The 17,165-nt window shown below is 59.8% G+C and carries 12 protein-coding genes; 10 read left to right on the forward strand and 2 right to left on the reverse strand.

Annotated elements, in window-relative coordinates; genetic code table 11:
• Positions 1-26: 26 nt before the first annotated feature.
• Positions 27-776, forward strand: a complete 750-nt coding sequence (locus ACO0LO_RS04285) for an SDR family NAD(P)-dependent oxidoreductase (protein ID WP_422962963.1) — start codon at positions 27-29, stop codon at positions 774-776.
• Between the two features lie 144 nt (positions 777-920).
• On the opposite strand, the gene ACO0LO_RS04290 is transcribed toward ACO0LO_RS04285, so the two are convergent.
• Entirely contained in the window at positions 921-1,886 is a 966-nt protein-coding gene (locus ACO0LO_RS04290) for a diguanylate cyclase domain-containing protein (RefSeq protein WP_422962964.1), read from the reverse strand.
• Between the two features lie 239 nt (positions 1,887-2,125).
• On the reverse strand, positions 2,126-2,647 hold the full coding sequence (locus ACO0LO_RS04295; protein ID WP_422962965.1) for a hypothetical protein: 522 nt from the start codon (positions 2,645-2,647) through the stop codon (positions 2,126-2,128).
• Positions 2,648-3,035: 388 nt separating this feature from the next.
• Here ACO0LO_RS04295 and ACO0LO_RS04300 point away from each other — a divergent pair, with 388 nt between their 5' ends.
• From ACO0LO_RS04300 to ACO0LO_RS04340, 9 genes are all read left to right on the forward strand, one after another.
• A complete protein-coding gene (locus tag ACO0LO_RS04300) occupies positions 3,036-4,496 on the forward strand; it encodes a catalase (RefSeq protein WP_422963475.1) in 1,461 nt (486 codons plus the stop codon).
• Positions 4,497-4,679: 183 nt separating this feature from the next.
• Positions 4,680-4,880: a hypothetical protein gene (locus tag ACO0LO_RS04305; RefSeq protein ID WP_422962966.1), complete on the forward strand. Its 201-nt coding sequence runs from the start codon at positions 4,680-4,682 to the stop codon at positions 4,878-4,880.
• An 88-nt stretch (positions 4,881-4,968) separates the two neighbouring features.
• Positions 4,969-5,934, forward strand: coding sequence for a dipeptidase (locus ACO0LO_RS04310; protein WP_422962967.1), 966 nt, complete (start codon positions 4,969-4,971; stop codon positions 5,932-5,934).
• 443 nt (positions 5,935-6,377) lie between these two features.
• Positions 6,378-7,997, forward strand: a complete 1,620-nt coding sequence (gene ggt / locus ACO0LO_RS04315; protein WP_422963476.1) for a gamma-glutamyltransferase — start codon at positions 6,378-6,380, stop codon at positions 7,995-7,997.
• Between the two features lie 177 nt (positions 7,998-8,174).
• The gene (locus ACO0LO_RS04320) at positions 8,175-9,842 is read left to right on the forward strand and encodes a VRR-NUC domain-containing protein (RefSeq protein WP_422962968.1); all 1,668 of its coding nucleotides are present in this window, start codon (positions 8,175-8,177) and stop codon (positions 9,840-9,842) included.
• Positions 9,839-12,259, forward strand: coding sequence for an ATP-dependent DNA helicase (locus ACO0LO_RS04325; protein WP_422962969.1), 2,421 nt, complete (start codon positions 9,839-9,841; stop codon positions 12,257-12,259). Before ACO0LO_RS04320 ends, ACO0LO_RS04325 begins: the two co-directional genes overlap by 4 nt.
• 217 nt (positions 12,260-12,476) lie before the next feature.
• Positions 12,477-14,687, forward strand: a complete 2,211-nt coding sequence (locus ACO0LO_RS04330; RefSeq protein ID WP_422962970.1) for a gluconolaconase — start codon at positions 12,477-12,479, stop codon at positions 14,685-14,687.
• A gap of 85 nt (positions 14,688-14,772) precedes the next feature.
• Complete coding sequence (locus tag ACO0LO_RS04335) at positions 14,773-15,459, forward strand: DUF4272 domain-containing protein (RefSeq protein ID WP_422962971.1); 687 nt, start codon at positions 14,773-14,775, stop codon at positions 15,457-15,459.
• 408 nt (positions 15,460-15,867) lie between these two features.
• Positions 15,868-17,082: an EAL domain-containing response regulator gene (locus ACO0LO_RS04340; RefSeq protein WP_422962972.1), complete on the forward strand. Its 1,215-nt coding sequence runs from the start codon at positions 15,868-15,870 to the stop codon at positions 17,080-17,082.
• The last annotated feature ends 83 nt before the right edge of the window (positions 17,083-17,165 follow it).

Raw genomic sequence — 17,165 nt, forward strand, 5'->3', positions numbered from 1 at the left:
CCTACTTTATTTTTAAGGAGCTCAACATGGGTAAGCTTGATGGAAAAATTGCCGTGGTGACCGGCGCAAACAGTGGAATAGGCCTGGCCGCAGCCAAACGGTTTGCACAGGAAGGTGCGCGTGTTTTCATGACGGGGCGGCGGCAGAAGGAGCTTGATGTGGCAGTTGCTGCAGTAGGCAACAATGCACGCGGCATCCGAGGGGATATCTCCAATCTTGCCGACCTGGACAGGTTGTTCCAGGCGGTCAGGGAAGAGGCGGGAACCATCGATGTGCTGTTCGCGAACGCAGGCGGCGGCGAATTTGCGGCGCTCGCCGACGTTACGGAAGCGCACTTTGACAGTACCTTTGCTACGAACGTGAAGGGCACACTGTTCACGGTGCAGAAAGCGTTGCCGTTGCTGAAGGATGGCGCTTCCGTCATCCTCACGGGCTCAACCAGTGCCACGACCGGCATTCCGGCATTCAGCGTCTACAGTGCGAGCAAGGCGGCCATCCGCAATTTTGCGCGCGGCTGGATTCTTGATCTGGCGCCGCGCAAGATTCGCGTTAATGTTCTGGTGCCGGGCGCAACTTCCACACCGGGCTGGCATGGGCTTGCGCCTACAGCAGAATTGAACCAGGAAATGATCAAGTTCGTGGAATCGACTACGCCGCTCGGCCGTCTTGGCGACCCAGACGAGGCAGCGAGTGCAGCGTTATTCCTGGCCTCGGACGACAGCAGTTTTGTCAACGGTAGCGAACTGTTCGTGGATGGCGGTTCCGCGCAAATTTAAGCAGTTTGAGTAATTTGAGTAATGTAAGCAATAGTGCGATGACAGGCCCTGCGGAGTAGCAAGCCGCAGGGCCCGGCTTGAGAAGGGAGTGCAGGGAAGTCGCCGCGCCATCCGCCGGCAGCTCCCATAGCAGCGTGCGGCCAGCTACAGCCGCTTGTTCGCCAGCTTGTTCTGATACATCGCAGCATCGGCGTCCGCCAGAAGGGTAGAGATGCTATCGTGCCGTGCCAGGTCATATTCAATCTGGCCCACGCTGAAGCGGATGTCGTAGCCACGCTGGGCCTGTGCATTGCGGGCGTCCAGCATTTTTTGCAGGCGCGTCACGAATCCGCCGGCGTTGGCGCCTGCAGCGTCGACCAGCAGCACCACGAATTCATCGCCCCCGAGGCGGCCGCCGACATCGCTGTCGCGCAGCGCGGTGCGCAATACATCGGCGAAGGTGGCCAAGGCGCGGTCTCCTTCCGCATGGCCGAAGGTGTCATTGATTTTCTTGAACCCGTTCAGGTCGAAAAACAGCAGGGATGCCGGCCGGTTGATGCGTTTGCAAAGGTGCAGCGCATGCTGCGCCAGCGATTCAAAGCCACGGCGATTAGGCAGTGAGGTAAGCGCATCCATGGTGGCCAGTTGTACCGCGGCCAGTTCCTGTTCCGCCATCCTTGCGAGGTCTTTTAAAATTTCGCGCTGGTCTGTGTCCAGTTCTCGCGGTTCCATGTCGATCAGGCACAGCGTGCCGATTTTGCTGCCGTCGCTGACACTCAGCGGGCAGCCTGCATAAAACCGTATCCACGGCTCATTGGCGACCAGGGGGTTGTCGTGGAAGCGTTCATCGGACAGTGCATCCGGAATTGTGAAAATGTCGTCTCCCAGGATGGCGTGTCCGCAAAAGGAAATGTCGCGCGAAGTCTCCGTCGCGTCCAGCCCGATGCAGGATTTAAACCACTGCCTGTCTGCATCCACCAGGCTGACGACGGCAATGGGCACCTTGAAGATGCGCTTGACCAGTCTTGTCAGCCGGTCAAAACGTTCGTCGGACGGTGTATCCAGGATATCCAGCGAGTGCAGGGCGCGAACCCGGCGGGCTTCATTTTCTGGTATTGGTGCAGCGAGCATGGTCACCTCCGCTTACGATTGTCTGGAAAATCGAACTTTTGCGCATGCAGGCCTACAGCATGCGGATAGTTTTATATCAAGAATGTTAAAAGTAAGCGCTCGATTAGTCGAGCATTAAATTCGGTGCATGGAGATTCTCTCTGCGGTGCCGCTGAGGCGGGCGTAAAAAGAAAAAGGCGGACAAAGTCCGCCTTATGCCTGAGAGTGCCGCGCTCAGAAATACATCTTAGAAATAAGTCTTAAAAATACCGCTTTACTACATCGTTAAAGGCTTCTTCCGCAGACATGCCTTTTTTCATCAGGCCGGTGATTTCGGCCGAGTGCTCGCCTATGGTGGGCGGCAAGGTCTGGCGGTTATTTTTGAAATAGTCGTATTTTGCCGCATCGACCAGGTCCTGCGCCTTGACGGCGGCCGTGGTGTTGCGCGTTGCGCCGCTGCTGGAACGGGTAACGCGGGTGCCGCTGCTGGTTTTGACGACGCCGCCGACCAGGACAGTCTTGATCTGTTCCAACGTGAAAATGCCCGAGACATTGCCGACGCCGAATTCGCCTTCGCCCGGATGCACCAGACGGTTGCTGCTGTCGAAGGTCATGCGTTTGTCGGAAGAATTGATAGTCTGGTAGTTGGGGCCGATGCCGGTGCCGGTCAACGCAAATTGCACGCGGTCGCCATAGTCGGTCATTTTTTCGACGACATTTTTCAGGTAAGCCGGTGTAAAGGTGTCGATTTTGCCGTTCCAGCGTTTGGTTCTTGTGCTCAAAATACTTTATTTCCAAAAAAATTGATGGCGGAATCTGTCCGAGCTGCGGTAATACGTGCAGCGCTTGCAGTTCCTGCCGGGGAGAAATCTGTTCTAGCCTGCATTATCGCCTATCGTGATTTATCCGGCGCGGATTGACGTAAAAATATTCTTTCCACATTGCAATGTTCGCTGTGCGTCCTTCTGTGCCTTGACGAAAAATCAAGCATAATAAGCCGTACCTGATGTTCCGCTCACGTGTGGAACGCAGGGCCTGCAGATGCCCGACGGAATGCGTAGCAATGCTGACGCGCGGGTGGCTCAGATCTGTAGTGGGACCGTGGCGGCGCGGCTTGCAGGTCGGTTGCATGCTGTCCTTAATCTGATTTCTATCGCCAAAGGATGAATGATGAACAAACTTACTACGGCGGCCGGCGCACCGGTCGTGGACAACCAGAACACCCAGACCGCTGGCCCCAGGGGGCCTGCCTTGCTGCAGGATGTATGGCACCTGGAAAAGCTCGCGCATTTCGACCGGGAGGTGATACCGGAGCGCCGCATGCATGCCAAGGGCTCTGCCGCCTATGGCACCTTTACCGTCACCCACGACATCACCAGATATACGAAGGCCAAGATATTTTCGCAGGTCGGCAAGAAGACCGAGATGATCACGCGCTTTTCCACCGTGGCCGGCGAGCGTGGTGCGGCGGATGCGGAACGCGATATCCGCGGCTTTGCAATGAAGTTCTATACGGAAGAGGGCAACTGGGACGTGGTGGGCAACAACACGCCGGTATTCTTCCTGCGCGATCCGCTGAAGTTCCCGGACCTGAACCACGCCGTCAAGCGCGATCCGCGCACCAACCTGCGCAGCGCCAACAATAACTGGGACTTCTGGACCAACCTGCCGGAAGCGCTGCACCAGGTCACCATCGTGATGAGCGACCGCGGTATTCCGCGCTCTTATCGCCACATGCATGGCTTCGGCAGCCATACCTACAGCTTCATCAGCCCCGCCAATGAGCGCTTCTGGGTCAAGTTCCACTTCCGCACCGAGCAGGGCATACAGAACCTGACCGATGCCGAGGCTACCGAGCTGGTAGGCCGCGACCGCGAGAGTGCCCAGCGCGACTTGTTCGACAGCATAGAAAACAAGGAGTTTCCGCGTTGGACCATGTTCATCCAGGTAATGCCGGAAAAAGAAGCGGGCAGCTACCACCTGAACCCCTTCGACCTGACCAAGGTATGGCCGCACAAGGATTATCCGCTGATTGAGGTCGGCCATTTCGATTTGAACCGCAATCCCGACAATTATTTCGCGGAAGTGGAGCAACTGGCGTTCTCGCCTGCCAACGTGGTGCCGGGCATCAGCTTCTCGCCGGACAAGATGCTGCAGTCACGGCTGTTTTCGTATGGCGATGCGCAGCGCTATCGGCTGGGCGTCAACCATCACCAGATTCCGGTAAACGCACCCAAGTGCCCGTTCAACAGCTACCATCGCGACGGCGCCATGCGGGTGGACGGCAACCACGGCGGCACGCTGGGCTACGAGCCCAACAGCTATGGCAAATGGCAGGAGCAGCCGGATTATGCCGAACCGCCACTGGCAATAGAAGGCGCCGCCGATCATTGGAACCACAGGGCCGACGACGACTATTATTCGCAGCCGGGCAACCTGTTCCGCCTGATGACCAAGGCGCAACAGCAAACGCTGTTCGACAATACCGCGCGCTCCGTCGGCGGCGCGTCGCGCGAGATCCAGCAAAGGCATATTGCCAACTGCACCAAGGCAGATCCGGCCTATGGCGCAGGCGTGGCAGCCGCACTGGAACGCGGCACTTCAGACGAGACGCCGAACAAGGTTGTCTGACAAAATAATCGGTGAAGGCCGGCGTATCTGACGCCGGCTTTTTTCGTTTGCAACGGGAGGTAGCCCAGATGCAGCGCAGCGCAATCCGGGCGCAAACCACGCCACTGTTGTATCTTGCCCACATCACTTGCAATCCACCACATCACTCTCATGTAGCCCGAAATGCCATGGAGACTGACAACGATGTTCAACCGAAAAAAGAGTAGCGCCGCCGCACCGGGCAAGAAAAAAATCCTCCGGGATCAACGCAATTACCACGTGACGCAACCCTCCGTTGACCTGGCTGCCCAGGAAAAATCCAGGCTGGAGCAGGGGATTGCCGCCGGCGGCCGGACGCTGAGCTTTAAAGACGGCGTGCTGGTGATCGAAAAGGGCGGCCGCTAGGCCGGTAGGCCGGGTAGCGGTAGCATGTTGTTTGTGCATAAAATCGGCTATAGTCGGAAACCCTCCTGCATGAAATGAAAGTCCGCACATGATCCACTGGGATGCCCACGCTTGCCTGCCCATCCACCCTCAAGCCAGCTTCGCGCCGATAGACGCCTTGCGCGCCTACGGCGTCAACTATGTGTCGGTCAATGTCGGTGCGGACATGAACCCGGTATCGCAGGTAATGGCTGTCATCGCGGGCTTCCGCGCGACGATCGCCGCTTCGCCGGAACGCTATCTGCTGGCATCCAGCGTGGCCGACATCCGCAAGGCGGCTGCGCAGGAAAAAATTGCCGTCAGCTTCGATCTGGAAGGCGCGCTGCCGCTGATGGACAGTCCGGAGATGGTCGCCCTGTATCACCAGCTGGGTGTGCGGCAAATCCATTTTGCCTACAACCGCAATAATAATGTAGCGGATGGCTGCCACGACATGGAGCGCGGGCTGACACCACTAGGCCGCCGCATGGTGCGCGCCGTCAACGACGCAGGCATGCTGATGGATTGTTCGCATAGCGGGAGGCGTAGCAGCCTGGACATCATGGAGGCATCCGACCAGCCCGTCATCTTCAGCCATGCAAACCCGCTGGCGCTGGCGGAACACGGCCGCAATGTCAGCGATGAACAGATCCGCGCGTGTGCCGCCACCGGCGGCGTGGTATGCGTATCCGGCCTGTCATTTTTCCTGGGCAGCGACAATCCCACTGCCGACGATGTGGCACGCCATGCGGCGTATATCGCCGGGCTGGTTGGCGTAGAGCATGCGGGCATAGGGCTGGATATCTGTTTCAGGGAGGAAGGTCTAGACGATACGCCCTCCGGCGATTTCGACCCTTCGTACTGGTGGCCGGCATCCGCAGGCTATGACATGGAGCAGCCGCCCAGCTTCACGCCGGTGGAAACCTGGAAGCTGCTGCCCGCCGCGCTGGAAAAAACCGGCATGAGTAAAGAGGAGGCGGCGCTGGTCATGGGCGGCAACATGATGCGCGTCGCGCAGCAAGTGTGGAAGGCGTGATTGTTCGTCTCTGATAGTTGGTCGGAACTGGCTTTTTTGATAATGGAGTATCATTATCCGGGTAATCCCGCAGCGGCTTGCATCCCCTCTCCCGCGTGCGGGAGAGGGCCAGGGTGAGGGTGGTCAACATCATGTAGAAATTTTCTGCAGGGAAAAGCCAAATCTGTAAAACCTAAATTCAGGTTTTTAATGCGTGGCCTTGGTGCAAAAATTCTCTCCATCAGTTTAGTCCCCCTCACCGCGCCCCTCTCCCGCACGCGCGAGAGGGGCGGAGCAGAAGCGCACCTACAACCTCAACCCAAGGAGATCGACTAATGCCACATCGCCTGATCCGACAAAGCCTGGCTGTTTCAGTAAGCGCCATTTTTTCTTTTTCCTTGTCCTTTTCTTTTTGCAGCCCCGCGCTTGCCGCTTCGCAGGCGCCGGTCGCCGCGGAGCACGGCATGGTCGTCACGGCGCAGCATCTTGCCACCAAGGTGGGTGTGGATGTACTGAAAAAAGGCGGCAATGCGATTGATGCCGCGGTGGCAGTCGGCTATGCGCTCGCGGTGGTCTACCCGGCGGCAGGCAATCTGGGCGGCGGCGGTTTCATGACGATACAACTGGCGGACGGCCGCAAGACCTTCCTCGATTTCCGTGAAAAAGCGCCGCTGGCGGCGACGGCCAATATGTACCTGGATGCCCAGGGCAATGTCATCAAGGGCTTGTCCAGCAAGGGCTATCTGGCCTCCGGCGTGCCGGGCAGCGTGGCGGGCATGGAATATGCGCTGGCCAAGTACGGCACGATGAAGCGCCAGGCCGTGATGGCGCCCGCCGTTGCTTATGCGCAGGGCGGCTTCACCCTGGATGAAGGCGATACCGATATGTTCGTGACGGCTACCGAAGATTTCCGCAAGGATGCGCCCTCGGCCGCCATCTTTCTGAACAAGGGCGAGCCGTTTAAGCCGGGGCAGGTGCTGGTGCAGAAAGACCTGGCCAGGACCTTGCTGCAGATCAGCCGTAACGGCGCCGACGGTTTCTATAAAGGCCAGGTGGGCAAGGCGCTGGTGGCAGCCAGCCAGGCCGGCAAGGGCATCCTGACGCAGGCAGACCTGGACCAGTACAAAGTGCGTGAACTGGCGCCGGTGGAGTGCGATTACCGCGGCTACCATGTCGTCTCGGCGCCGCCGCCGAGCTCCGGCGGCGTGGTCATCTGCGAGATACTCAATATCGTCGAAGCCTATCCGCTAAAGGAGCTGGGCTACGGCTCCGCGCAGGGCGTGCATTACGAGATCGAAGCGATGCGCCATGCGTACATGGACCGCAACAGCTATCTGGGCGACCCGGATTTTGTCAAGAATCCGCTGGACAGGCTGCTGGACAAGGCCTACGCCGCCAAGGTGCGGGCCGTCATCGATCCGGCCAAGGCCGGCGTTTCCAAGGACATCAAACCCGGCGTGCCGCCGCATGAGGGCAGCAACACCACGCATTACTCCATCGTGGACAAGGAGGGCAATGCCGTCTCAGTCACTTATACGCTGAACGACTGGTTTGGCGCCAAGGTCACCGCTGCAGGCACCGGCGTGCTGATGAACGATGAGATGGACGACTTCACCGTCAAGGCAGGCGTGCCCAATATGTACGGCCTGGTGCAGGGCGAAGCCAATTCCATCGCCCCCGGCAAGCGTCCGCTGAGTTCGATGGCGCCCACCATCGTCACCCGCGACAACAAGCCCTTCATGGTCGTCGGCACACCGGGCGGCAGTCGCATCATCACCGCCGTCGTGCATACGATACTGAACGTGATCGACTACGGCATGAACATCCAGGAAGCAGTGGACGCGCCACGTTTCCACCAGCAATGGCTGCCGGATGTCACCAACGTGGAAACCAATGGGCTGAGCCCCGATACCCGCAAGATACTGACAGCAATGGGCCATAACCTCGGCGCGCCGCAGCCGGCCAACCACATTGCCGCCATCCTGGTGGGCGCTCCCTCGGCAGAAGGCAAGCCGCGCGGCGACAACAAGTTCTATGGCGCCAATGACCCGCGCAGGAATTCTGGTCTGGCACTGGGTTTCTAAACCCTGCTTGCAGGCTTTATCGCCGGCCGCCTTCCGTGCGGCCGGCACCCCTCTTCCGCAATACCACCCCTGAAATTCGAGTATGCCTGAAAGACGGTGATATACTGTTCTTATGTACAGTTGTTGCCCTATTGATCCTTTATTACTCCGCATGCTCCGTAGCGTCCGACGTTTGTTATGCCGCCCATGACTCCCGTGCTCGATAATCCCTTCTATTACCTGGAAAATTTCCACATGGTGCTGGAGTGGATTGCCACGCGCTATGACGATCTGCTGGTGGAGGAGGAAAGGGAGTTCATCCGCAGGTTTGCCATATTGCCGCAAGCGTCGCAGGCGCTGCTGGTTCGCATGGTGATGCGCAAGGGGGAGCTTTTCCGTGCCAGCAAGTTGCGCTATGCGGAAATCGGCGCCAGCACAGAGGCGGCTGCCTTGCTGGTGGAAGAGGGTTGGGTGGACGATGAGCCCCTGCTGTATCTGGAACACCTGTTTGTGTTGCTGAAAAAAGAGGAGATTGCGGCGGGACTACGGCTGCCCGCTGTGCTGGCGTCTGCTCGCAAGGCCGATCAGCTGGAGGTGCTGCGCGCGCAGTACGGCGACGAAGTGCGCAGCCTGCGGGACTGGCATGCGGACTGCGATGACTGCATCTACCATCTGCTGATCGGCGACCTGTGCGACCGTCTGCGCCTGATGTTTTTCGGCAATCTGCACCAGGACTGGACGGAGTTTGTGTTGGCCAACCTGGGCATTTACCAGTATGAGACGGTGGAGTTTTCGGCGGCTTCGCGCGGGTTCCGCACGCGCGAGGATGTCGATACCTATCTGCATCTGCACCGCTGCAAGGAGCGCTTCCTGCAGGAAGAGGCGCTGCCGGAGATTATTGCCGATATGGGCGGCGCGCTGGACAATCCGTGGCTGGAAGGGCGGCGTTCCAAGCTGCTGTTCCAGGTCGCGCAGCAGTATGAAAAACTGCATGATTTGGAAGCAGCGCTGGCGGTCTATTGCAGTTGCCGCTATCCAGGTTCACGCGCACGCGCGATACGCGTACTGGAAAAGCTGGAACAAACGGCTGCCGCGTTTGAGCTGGCCAGCCTGGCCCAGCAGTCGCCCGAGAGCGAGGCAGAGAAGCAGCAACTGGCACGCATGCTGCCGCGCTTGCGGCGCAAGACAGGGCAAGGGCGGATACCGGCAAGCAAACCCCCTGCGCCGGACAATGTGGCATTGCGCCTGCCACGGCCACGCGATGGGTTCTGGGTGGAGGGCGTCGTGCGCGACCATCTGGCGAGCGAGCATGCGGATGCCTCTGTGCATTACGTGGAAAACGCGCTCATCAACTCCCTGTTCGGCCTGCTATGCTGGGACGCGGTATTCATGCCGCTGCCGGGCGCATTTTTTCACTCCTTCCATAGCGGCCCGGCGGACTTGCACCACGCCGATTTTTACGCGCGGCGCGAGGCGGCTTTCCGCGCCTGCTTCGCGCAGCTGGACACCGGGGAATACCGGCAATCGATACACCGCTGCTTTGCCGCCAAGGCCGGCCTGCAGTCGCCGTTTGTATTCTGGGGCAGCCTGACGGAAGAACTGCTGGAGCAGGCGTTGGACTGTATCCCGGCACTGCATCTGCAAAAATGCTTTGAACGCCTCTTGCAGGACATCAAATCCAACTGCTCCGGCCTGCCGGACCTGGTCCAGTTCTGGCCGCAGGAACGGCGCTACCGGCTGATTGAAGTGAAGGGGCCGGGCGACCGCCTGCAGGATAACCAGATACGCTGGCTGGATTACTTCATGGCGCATGATATTCCGGTGGCTGTCTGCTACGTGGAGTGGGCAGATGGGGAGCACGCTTGAACGGCCAGCAGCAGTACACGGTGGCGGTGCGCGCGTTGTGCGAGTTCACCGCCAAGCTGGGCGACCTGGATTTGCGCTTCACGCCTTCACCCAGCGCGCAGGAGGGCATCGCCGGGCATATAGTCGTCACTGCGCGCCGCGCCGCGGGCTACCTGACGGAGTTGAGCCTGTCCGGCGAATACCGGCAACTGCGGGTACGCGGCAGGGCAGACGGCTACGATCCGGTGAAGCAGCAACTGGAGGAAATCAAGACCCATCGCGGCGACCTGAAAAAATTGCCGGACAACCACCGGCACCTGCATTGGGCACAGGTCAAAATCTACGGCCACCTGCTGTGCCTGCAAAAGGGTTTAAAAGAGCTGAACCTCGCGCTGGTGTATTACGACATTTCCAGCCAGAAGGAAACGGTGCTGACGGAAACGTATTCCGCCGTCGCGCTCAAGGTGTATTTTGAAGACCAGTGCGACCGCTTCCTGGCATGGGCGGCGCAGGAGCTGGCGCACCGCGGCGCACGCGATACGCTGCTGGACGGCCTGGTTTTTCCGCATACGTCCTTCCGCGCCGGCCAGCGCCATTTGGCGGAAACCGTGTACAAGGCCGCCAGCGCCGGTCGCTGCCTGATGGCACAAGCCACCACAGGCATAGGCAAGACCGTAGGTACGCTATACCCATTACTGCGCACGATGCCTAAACAGGGGCTGGATAAAATCTTTTTCCTGTCCGCCAAGACACCGGGGCGCAAGCTGGCGCTGGATGCGCTGGCGACGCTGAAGCAGGCGCGTGCAGAAGCGCCGCAGCTACCGCTGTTGCCGGTGCGCGTACTGGAGCTGACAGCCCGCGACAAGGCCTGCGAGCATCCCGACAAGGCCTGCCATGGCGATTCCTGCCCGCTGGCCCGCGGCTTCTACGACAGGCTGCCGCAGGCGCGGCAGGCAGCAATCTCCTTTGCGTCTTCGGCAGTCGGTTCGTCCGGAACGGACATGTTGGACCACGCCAGCCTGCGTGAGATCGCGCGCAGCCATCAGGTGTGCCCGTATTACCTGAGCCAGGACCTGGCGCGCTGGGCGGATGTGATTGTCGGCGACTATAACTATTACTTCGACATCAGCGCGATGCTGTATGCGATGGCGCAGCTGAACCAGTGGAAGGTGGCGGTGCTGGTGGATGAGGCGCACAACATGATAGAGCGCGGCCGCAAGATGTACAGCGCCGAGCTGGACCAGGCCGAGTTCAACATCATGCGCCGCTCGGCTCCGGCGGTGATGAAGGGCGCGCTGGACAGGGTCAGCCGCCAATGGAATGCGCTGCACAAGGAGCAGGGCGCGCGCTACCAGGTATATGCGGAGATTCCGGAAAAATTCCTGCAGGCCTTGCAGCAGGCTGCGACGACGATTACCGACTACATGGTCAGCGGCGCTGTCAATGCTGCCGAAGACAACGTGCCGCCGGACCTGATCAGCGGCACGCTACAGCATGCGAATGAAGCCGCCAATGGGCTTACCAATGAGGCCGTCGCGCAGGATAGCAAGCTGATGCGTTTTTATTTCGATGCACTGCTGTTCCTGCAACTGGCGGAATCGCTGGCCGAGCATTCGCTATTTGACGTGACCAAGGATGTCGATAAGGGCACCGGTGCGGCCTACCGCAAGAATGCGCGTCTATGCATACGCAATATCGTACCCGCGCCTTTCCTGGGGCCGCGCTTTACTGCGGCACAGTCCGTGGTGCTGTTTTCGGCCACGCTGAGCCCCTGGCATTTCTATAGCGACATGCTGGGCCTGCCGGCCGAAACGCCGTGGATAGACGTGGAGTCGCCGTTCGCGGCGGAACAGCTGGAGGTGCGCATCGTCAGCAGCATTTCCACCCGTTACCAGCATCGCGGCGATTCGCTGTCGCCGATAGCCGACCTGATGGCGGCGCAATACCGGCGGCAGCCCGGCAACTACCTGGCATTTTTCAGCAGCTTCGATTACTTGCAGCAGGTCGCCGGTGTGTTTGGCGAGCGCTACCCGGAGATCGCGATGTGGGAGCAGTCGCGCGGCATGGAAGAAGTGGCGCGTGAAGAATTCCTGGCGCGCTTTACAAACGCGGGCGAGGGCATAGGCTTCGCCGTGCTGGGTGGGGCATTTGCCGAAGGCATCGATTTGCCCGGCAGCCGCCTGATAGGCGCCTTCATCGCCACGCTGGGCCTGCCGCAGCTGAATCCCGTCAACGAGCAGATCATGCAGCGCATGAACGCCATTTTCGGCAAGGGTTACGATTACACCTACCTGTATCCGGGCTTGCAAAAGGTCGTGCAGGCGGCAGGACGAGTGATACGCACGCAGACCGACCGGGGTTTTGTAGCGCTGATCGACGACCGCTTCCGGCGGCCGGAAGTAAAGGCGCTGCTACCGTCATGGTGGGAACTAAAATAAATAGGATAGTAGCCTGGACGGAGCGTAGCGTAATCCGGGGTAAGTATCTGGCGCCCGTGGAACACTCACACTCCCGGATTACGCTGCGCTGCATCCAGGCTAACGATGGTGGGGTGAATGGTGGGATGAACGGTGGGATGCCGGGGCCAGAGGTTCGCGCAAACGCATAAAGTCGTTTAAGATGCGCGTTCGTCTATATGCATTACAGGTTGAAAACGTGTCTCAACGCTTTATCCGGGTAGCGCTGCTTGCGCTGGCCGCTACCGCTGCGATCGGCGGCGGCTTATTTGCCTATTATTCCAACTCCAGTCAAGAATCCCAAACCGGCGCGCGCGGGCTGATCGGCAAGCTTGCCAAGGCTGTCAAAAAATCCGGCCCCAGGGCAACCGTGCTCGGTTGGCCTGCGCTGGTCACTACCTTCGCCGGTGACGGCGGCATAGGTTATGCCGATGGTGCGGCCCGCAACGCGCGTTTTGCTGATCCTTTTGGGCTGGCGGTGGACCTGGTCGGCAACCTGTATGTGGCCGATGCCGGCGATAACAACCGTATTCGCAAGATTACGCCGGACGGCACTGTCACTACGTTGGCGGGATCGGCGGAAGGCATGGCGAACGGGCAGGGCGCCGCGGCCTCTTTCAATACGCCCTCCGGCCTGGCGATAGACGGCGCAGGCAACCTGTATGTGGCGGATACCGGCAACAATGCGATACGCAAGATCAGTGCGCAGGGCATGGTGACGACGCTGGCCGGCGACGGCAAGGCAGGCTACCGCGATGGCCCCGCTGCACAGGCGCAGTTCAATGGGCCGATAGGCGTGGCGGTGGACGGCAAGGGCAATGTCTATGTGGCCGATACCTATAACGACCGCCTGCGCCTGATTACCGCCGATGGCCAGGTCAAGACGCTGGCCGGCGGGGATGCACCGGGCTACCAGGACGGTCCGGCAATGGCCGCCTTGTTTGATACGCCCTGCGCGGTCGCGGTAGACAGCAAGGGCCGGATTTATATTGCGGATACCAAGAATAACGCCATCCGCATGCTGGGCAGCGATGGTCAGGTGACAACGCTGGCGCGCGCCGCAACGGACGAACGTACAGAGTTGCTGAGACGGCCGCAGGCGCTGGCGTTGACGCATGACGGCTTCCTGTACGTGGCAGATGCTTCGCGCGGCCGCATCATCCAGGTGTCGCCGGCTGGTGAAACCGCAGCGCTGCCGGACCTGGGCGCGGATGCCGCCTATTCCACGGACACCAGCGTACGGCTGCGCGACCCGTCCGGCATTGCGTTTGACAGCGACGGCAGCCTGTATGTGTCGGATTCCGCCCGGCGCATCGTGCGCAAGCTCAGCCCGCACGAAGCGGCGCAATTGACGGCACCGGAGCTGGCTGCCCAGGCCGCAGACCGGGCCGCCATGCCACCCGCATCGCCCGTGGCGCTGCACGCGGGCAAGACGGGCTTTTTATGGCCGGTGAAGCCGCAGCATGCATGGCATGAAATAGTCGGCACGGTGGGCGAGGTGCGCGGCAATTACGACGGTGAAAGCCGCGACCATTTCCATGCCGGCGTGGACGTACAAGCGGATATGGGGGAGCCGGTGCTGGCCGTGGCCGACGAAAAAGTCAGCAGCCCGCTGCCGAACTGGGGCTTCGGCAGCCTCAGCGAGGGCCTTGCGCTGGATACGCTGAGCTATATTCACATGCGCGTGGGGCGCACGCCCAGGAACAAGTATATCGATACGGCGCGCTTTCAGGTGCTGGATGACGATAAGGGCCGTCCGGCACGGGTGCGCGTCAAGCGCGGCACGCGCTTCAAGACCGGCGATATGCTGGGCACAGTCAACCGCATGTTCCACGTACACCTGGACTATAGCCCCTACGGCATGGCGGAAAATGCGCTGGCGCTGCATTTCATCGACTTTGCCGACAGCGTGGCGCCGCATATCGACAGCATACGGGTGGTGGATGCTGCAGGGCAGCGTTACAGCGCCAAACGCAACGGCCGCATTGTTGTGCCCAGGGATGCAGGGGGCGCAGGCATCGTCGTGGATGCCTACGACCAGATGGACGATAACCTGGCGCGCCGGCGGCTGGGCCTGTACCAGCTGGGCTACCAGGTGTTGCATGCAGACGGCTCGCCGCTGCCGGGTTTTGAGCAGCCCTTGGTCAATATGGTGTTCAACCGCTTGCCGCAGGACCGCGAGGCCGTCAAGATCGCGTATGCAGACAGTAGCGGCATTACCGTATACGGCAATGCCGCCACGCGCTTTCTGTATGTGGTGACCAACACCGTGCGCGACGGCATGGCGAAAGCGGGCAGCTGGAAAACGGCTGCGCTGCCGCCGGGCGACTACATCCTGCGGATTTTTGCCGCCGACTTTGCCGGCAACCAGGCTGTGGCAGGGCGAGACCTGCCGGTGACGATAGAATAGCGGCGAATAGCGGCAGCCATTCCTGCCAAGGCGCTGAAGGTCGCGCCTGTATAATCTGACATATATCCGCACCGACAAAAAAGTAATGACTCCAGAAAACCGTAAAACCAATTCAGAAACGCTGTTGCATAAGCGCGGTATCCGTATCAACCTGCAACTGCCCTTGACTGAAAGCGATGAGGAAGTCAAGTTGCGCTCCAGCGACGACGTGCTGCTGCGTATCGTCGCGCTATGGTGCGTATCCGGCGCCGCCGAAGCGATTCTGGCATCGGACAGCACCGGCCTTGAACGCTTTCGCAATTACATTGTGCAGCGCGATATCGCCGGTTGGCTGTCGGCGCGCGAGCATGCTTTCCTGTTCGGCGCTGCTCCGGAAGGTGATGAGGGTATGCGGCAGTGCGCGGTCTTCGCCCAGTGCCGCGAAAGCATGTTCTTTCTGGGCTGGTGTGCAGGTCTTGTCAAGAAGATCGACCTGCCGGGCGGCCCTTCCAGTCTGAAGGCGCTGCTGGCGCTACTGCCGCAGCAAATGGACGCACAGGACCCGCTCGCACGGCTGCAGCAGGCAGTCCGCCTGCGTCCCAAACGTGAAATCCTCGGCTGGGTTGACCTGTTGTACCGCCTGCATTGGGCGGTGCGCCACGCGAACCTGATCGGCAAGACAGTGCCGGGCAGCCTGGATGCCGCCGTGGTGCAGGAGTGGCATCACGCGGTGAACTGGATCATCGGCTATGACGATGAAGACGACTGGGACCTGGTCGGCACGGATACCTGAGTTGGGTCAAGCGCCGGAACGCTCGGTGCGCCTCTTCTTTGCACCTCTCTTTGCACCAACCACTGCGCTGTTGATGTGGCAAATTTCCTCCTGCCGCTAAAATTTGTCGGCGCACTTCAGAAAACGAAATTCACAACGTTATAGAATGATCACGTCCCGTTTGACAAGGGCTGCCGGGGCCTGACTGTCAGAACTACCAGTTGCGCCAGGACAGGATGTCCTGTATCGAGTAGGGGGTAGTGCAATGGGAAAAACATTCAAACTATAAAAATCGTATAGATGCTGGATTGCCTCGCGGCTGAGGTAATCAAAAGGGGAATTGTCTTTCAGCGTGCCGGAGCTGCATCATGGCGCGTGAAGAGCAAAAGAGGTTTCGTATGCCGATCGTTCGACCTTAACGACCATCCTATGACACTCACTAAAACTGACGAACCCAAAAAATCGCCCCATCTGCTGATCATCGACGATGAAAAAGAGGTGGGAGAGTTTGCCGGCATCGTAGCGCAGTCCTTAGGCTTCGAGTTTACTGCTACCACCAATGCCGAGGATTTTCTCAAGGCGCTGGATGACAACATCACGCTGATCATGATGGACCTGATGATGCCGGACATGGACGGCATCGAACTGTTGCGGCTGCTGGGCCAGCAGAAATGCAGGACCACGCTGATCCTGATGAGCGGCTACGACAAGCGGGTGCTGGAAACCGCGGAGGAACTGGCGCAGACGCTGGGCCTGTCGGTGGCCGGGCATTTGCAGAAACCTTTCAGGCTGGCGGAATTGCAGAAGCTGCTGAAAGGCTATGCGTTGCTCAATCTGGTGCCGCAGGTGGCGCGGCAGGCCAGCAAGGCCGTTACCAAGGATGAGTTGCTGCGTGCCATGGTGCGCGAAGAATTCATCCTGCATTACCAGCCGCAGCTGAATATCGCCAATGGCCAGGTCATGGGCGTGGAGGCGCTGGTGCGCTGGCAGCATCCCGAACGCGGCCTTGTCTACCCGGACGATTTCATTCCGCAGGCCGAAGTGCTGGGTGTCATCGATGAGCTGGGCTGGTATGTCGCGCGCCTGGCGCTGAGCGAGATCCGCCAGTTTGTCAACAAGGAAGGCGCGCTGCTGAAGCTGTCGTTAAATGTATCGCCGCAATCGCTGCATGACCTGCGCCTGCCGGACACCTTCGTGGCGCTGGCCCGCCAGTACGGCGTGGCGCCGGAAAACGTGGTGCTGGAAATTACCGAGAGCGGCCTGATCAAGGAGCTGGCCAGCGCGCTGGATATCCTGACGCGGCTGCGCATGAAGCGCGTGCATTTGTCGATAGATGACTTCGGCACCGGTTATGCCATGATGCAGCAATTGCGCCATGTGCCGGCGACGGAGCTGAAGATAGACAAGTCATTTGTGCACGACATGCACCAGTTGAACAGCGCCAGGGTGGTGGTGCGCAAGACGATAGAAATAGGCCACGAACTGGGCATGAAAATTGTCGCCGAAGGCGTGGAAACCAAGGAACAGCTGGAGTTCTTGCGCATTAACGGCTGCGATATCGCGCAGGGTTATTATTTCAGCCGGCCGATTCCCGCGGCTGCGCTGCTGGACTGGATGCAGCACTACGCGCCGCTTAATTTCTAACTCACCTGTACGTACTTCAATGCCGGCTGCATGCCGGCATTTTTTATGGGCGAATCGCCTGCTTCGTGCGCACCGAAACATTC

It is taken from the genome of Undibacterium sp. TJN25, from assembly GCF_049339885.1.
Taxonomy (GTDB): domain Bacteria; phylum Pseudomonadota; class Gammaproteobacteria; order Burkholderiales; family Burkholderiaceae_D; genus Undibacterium.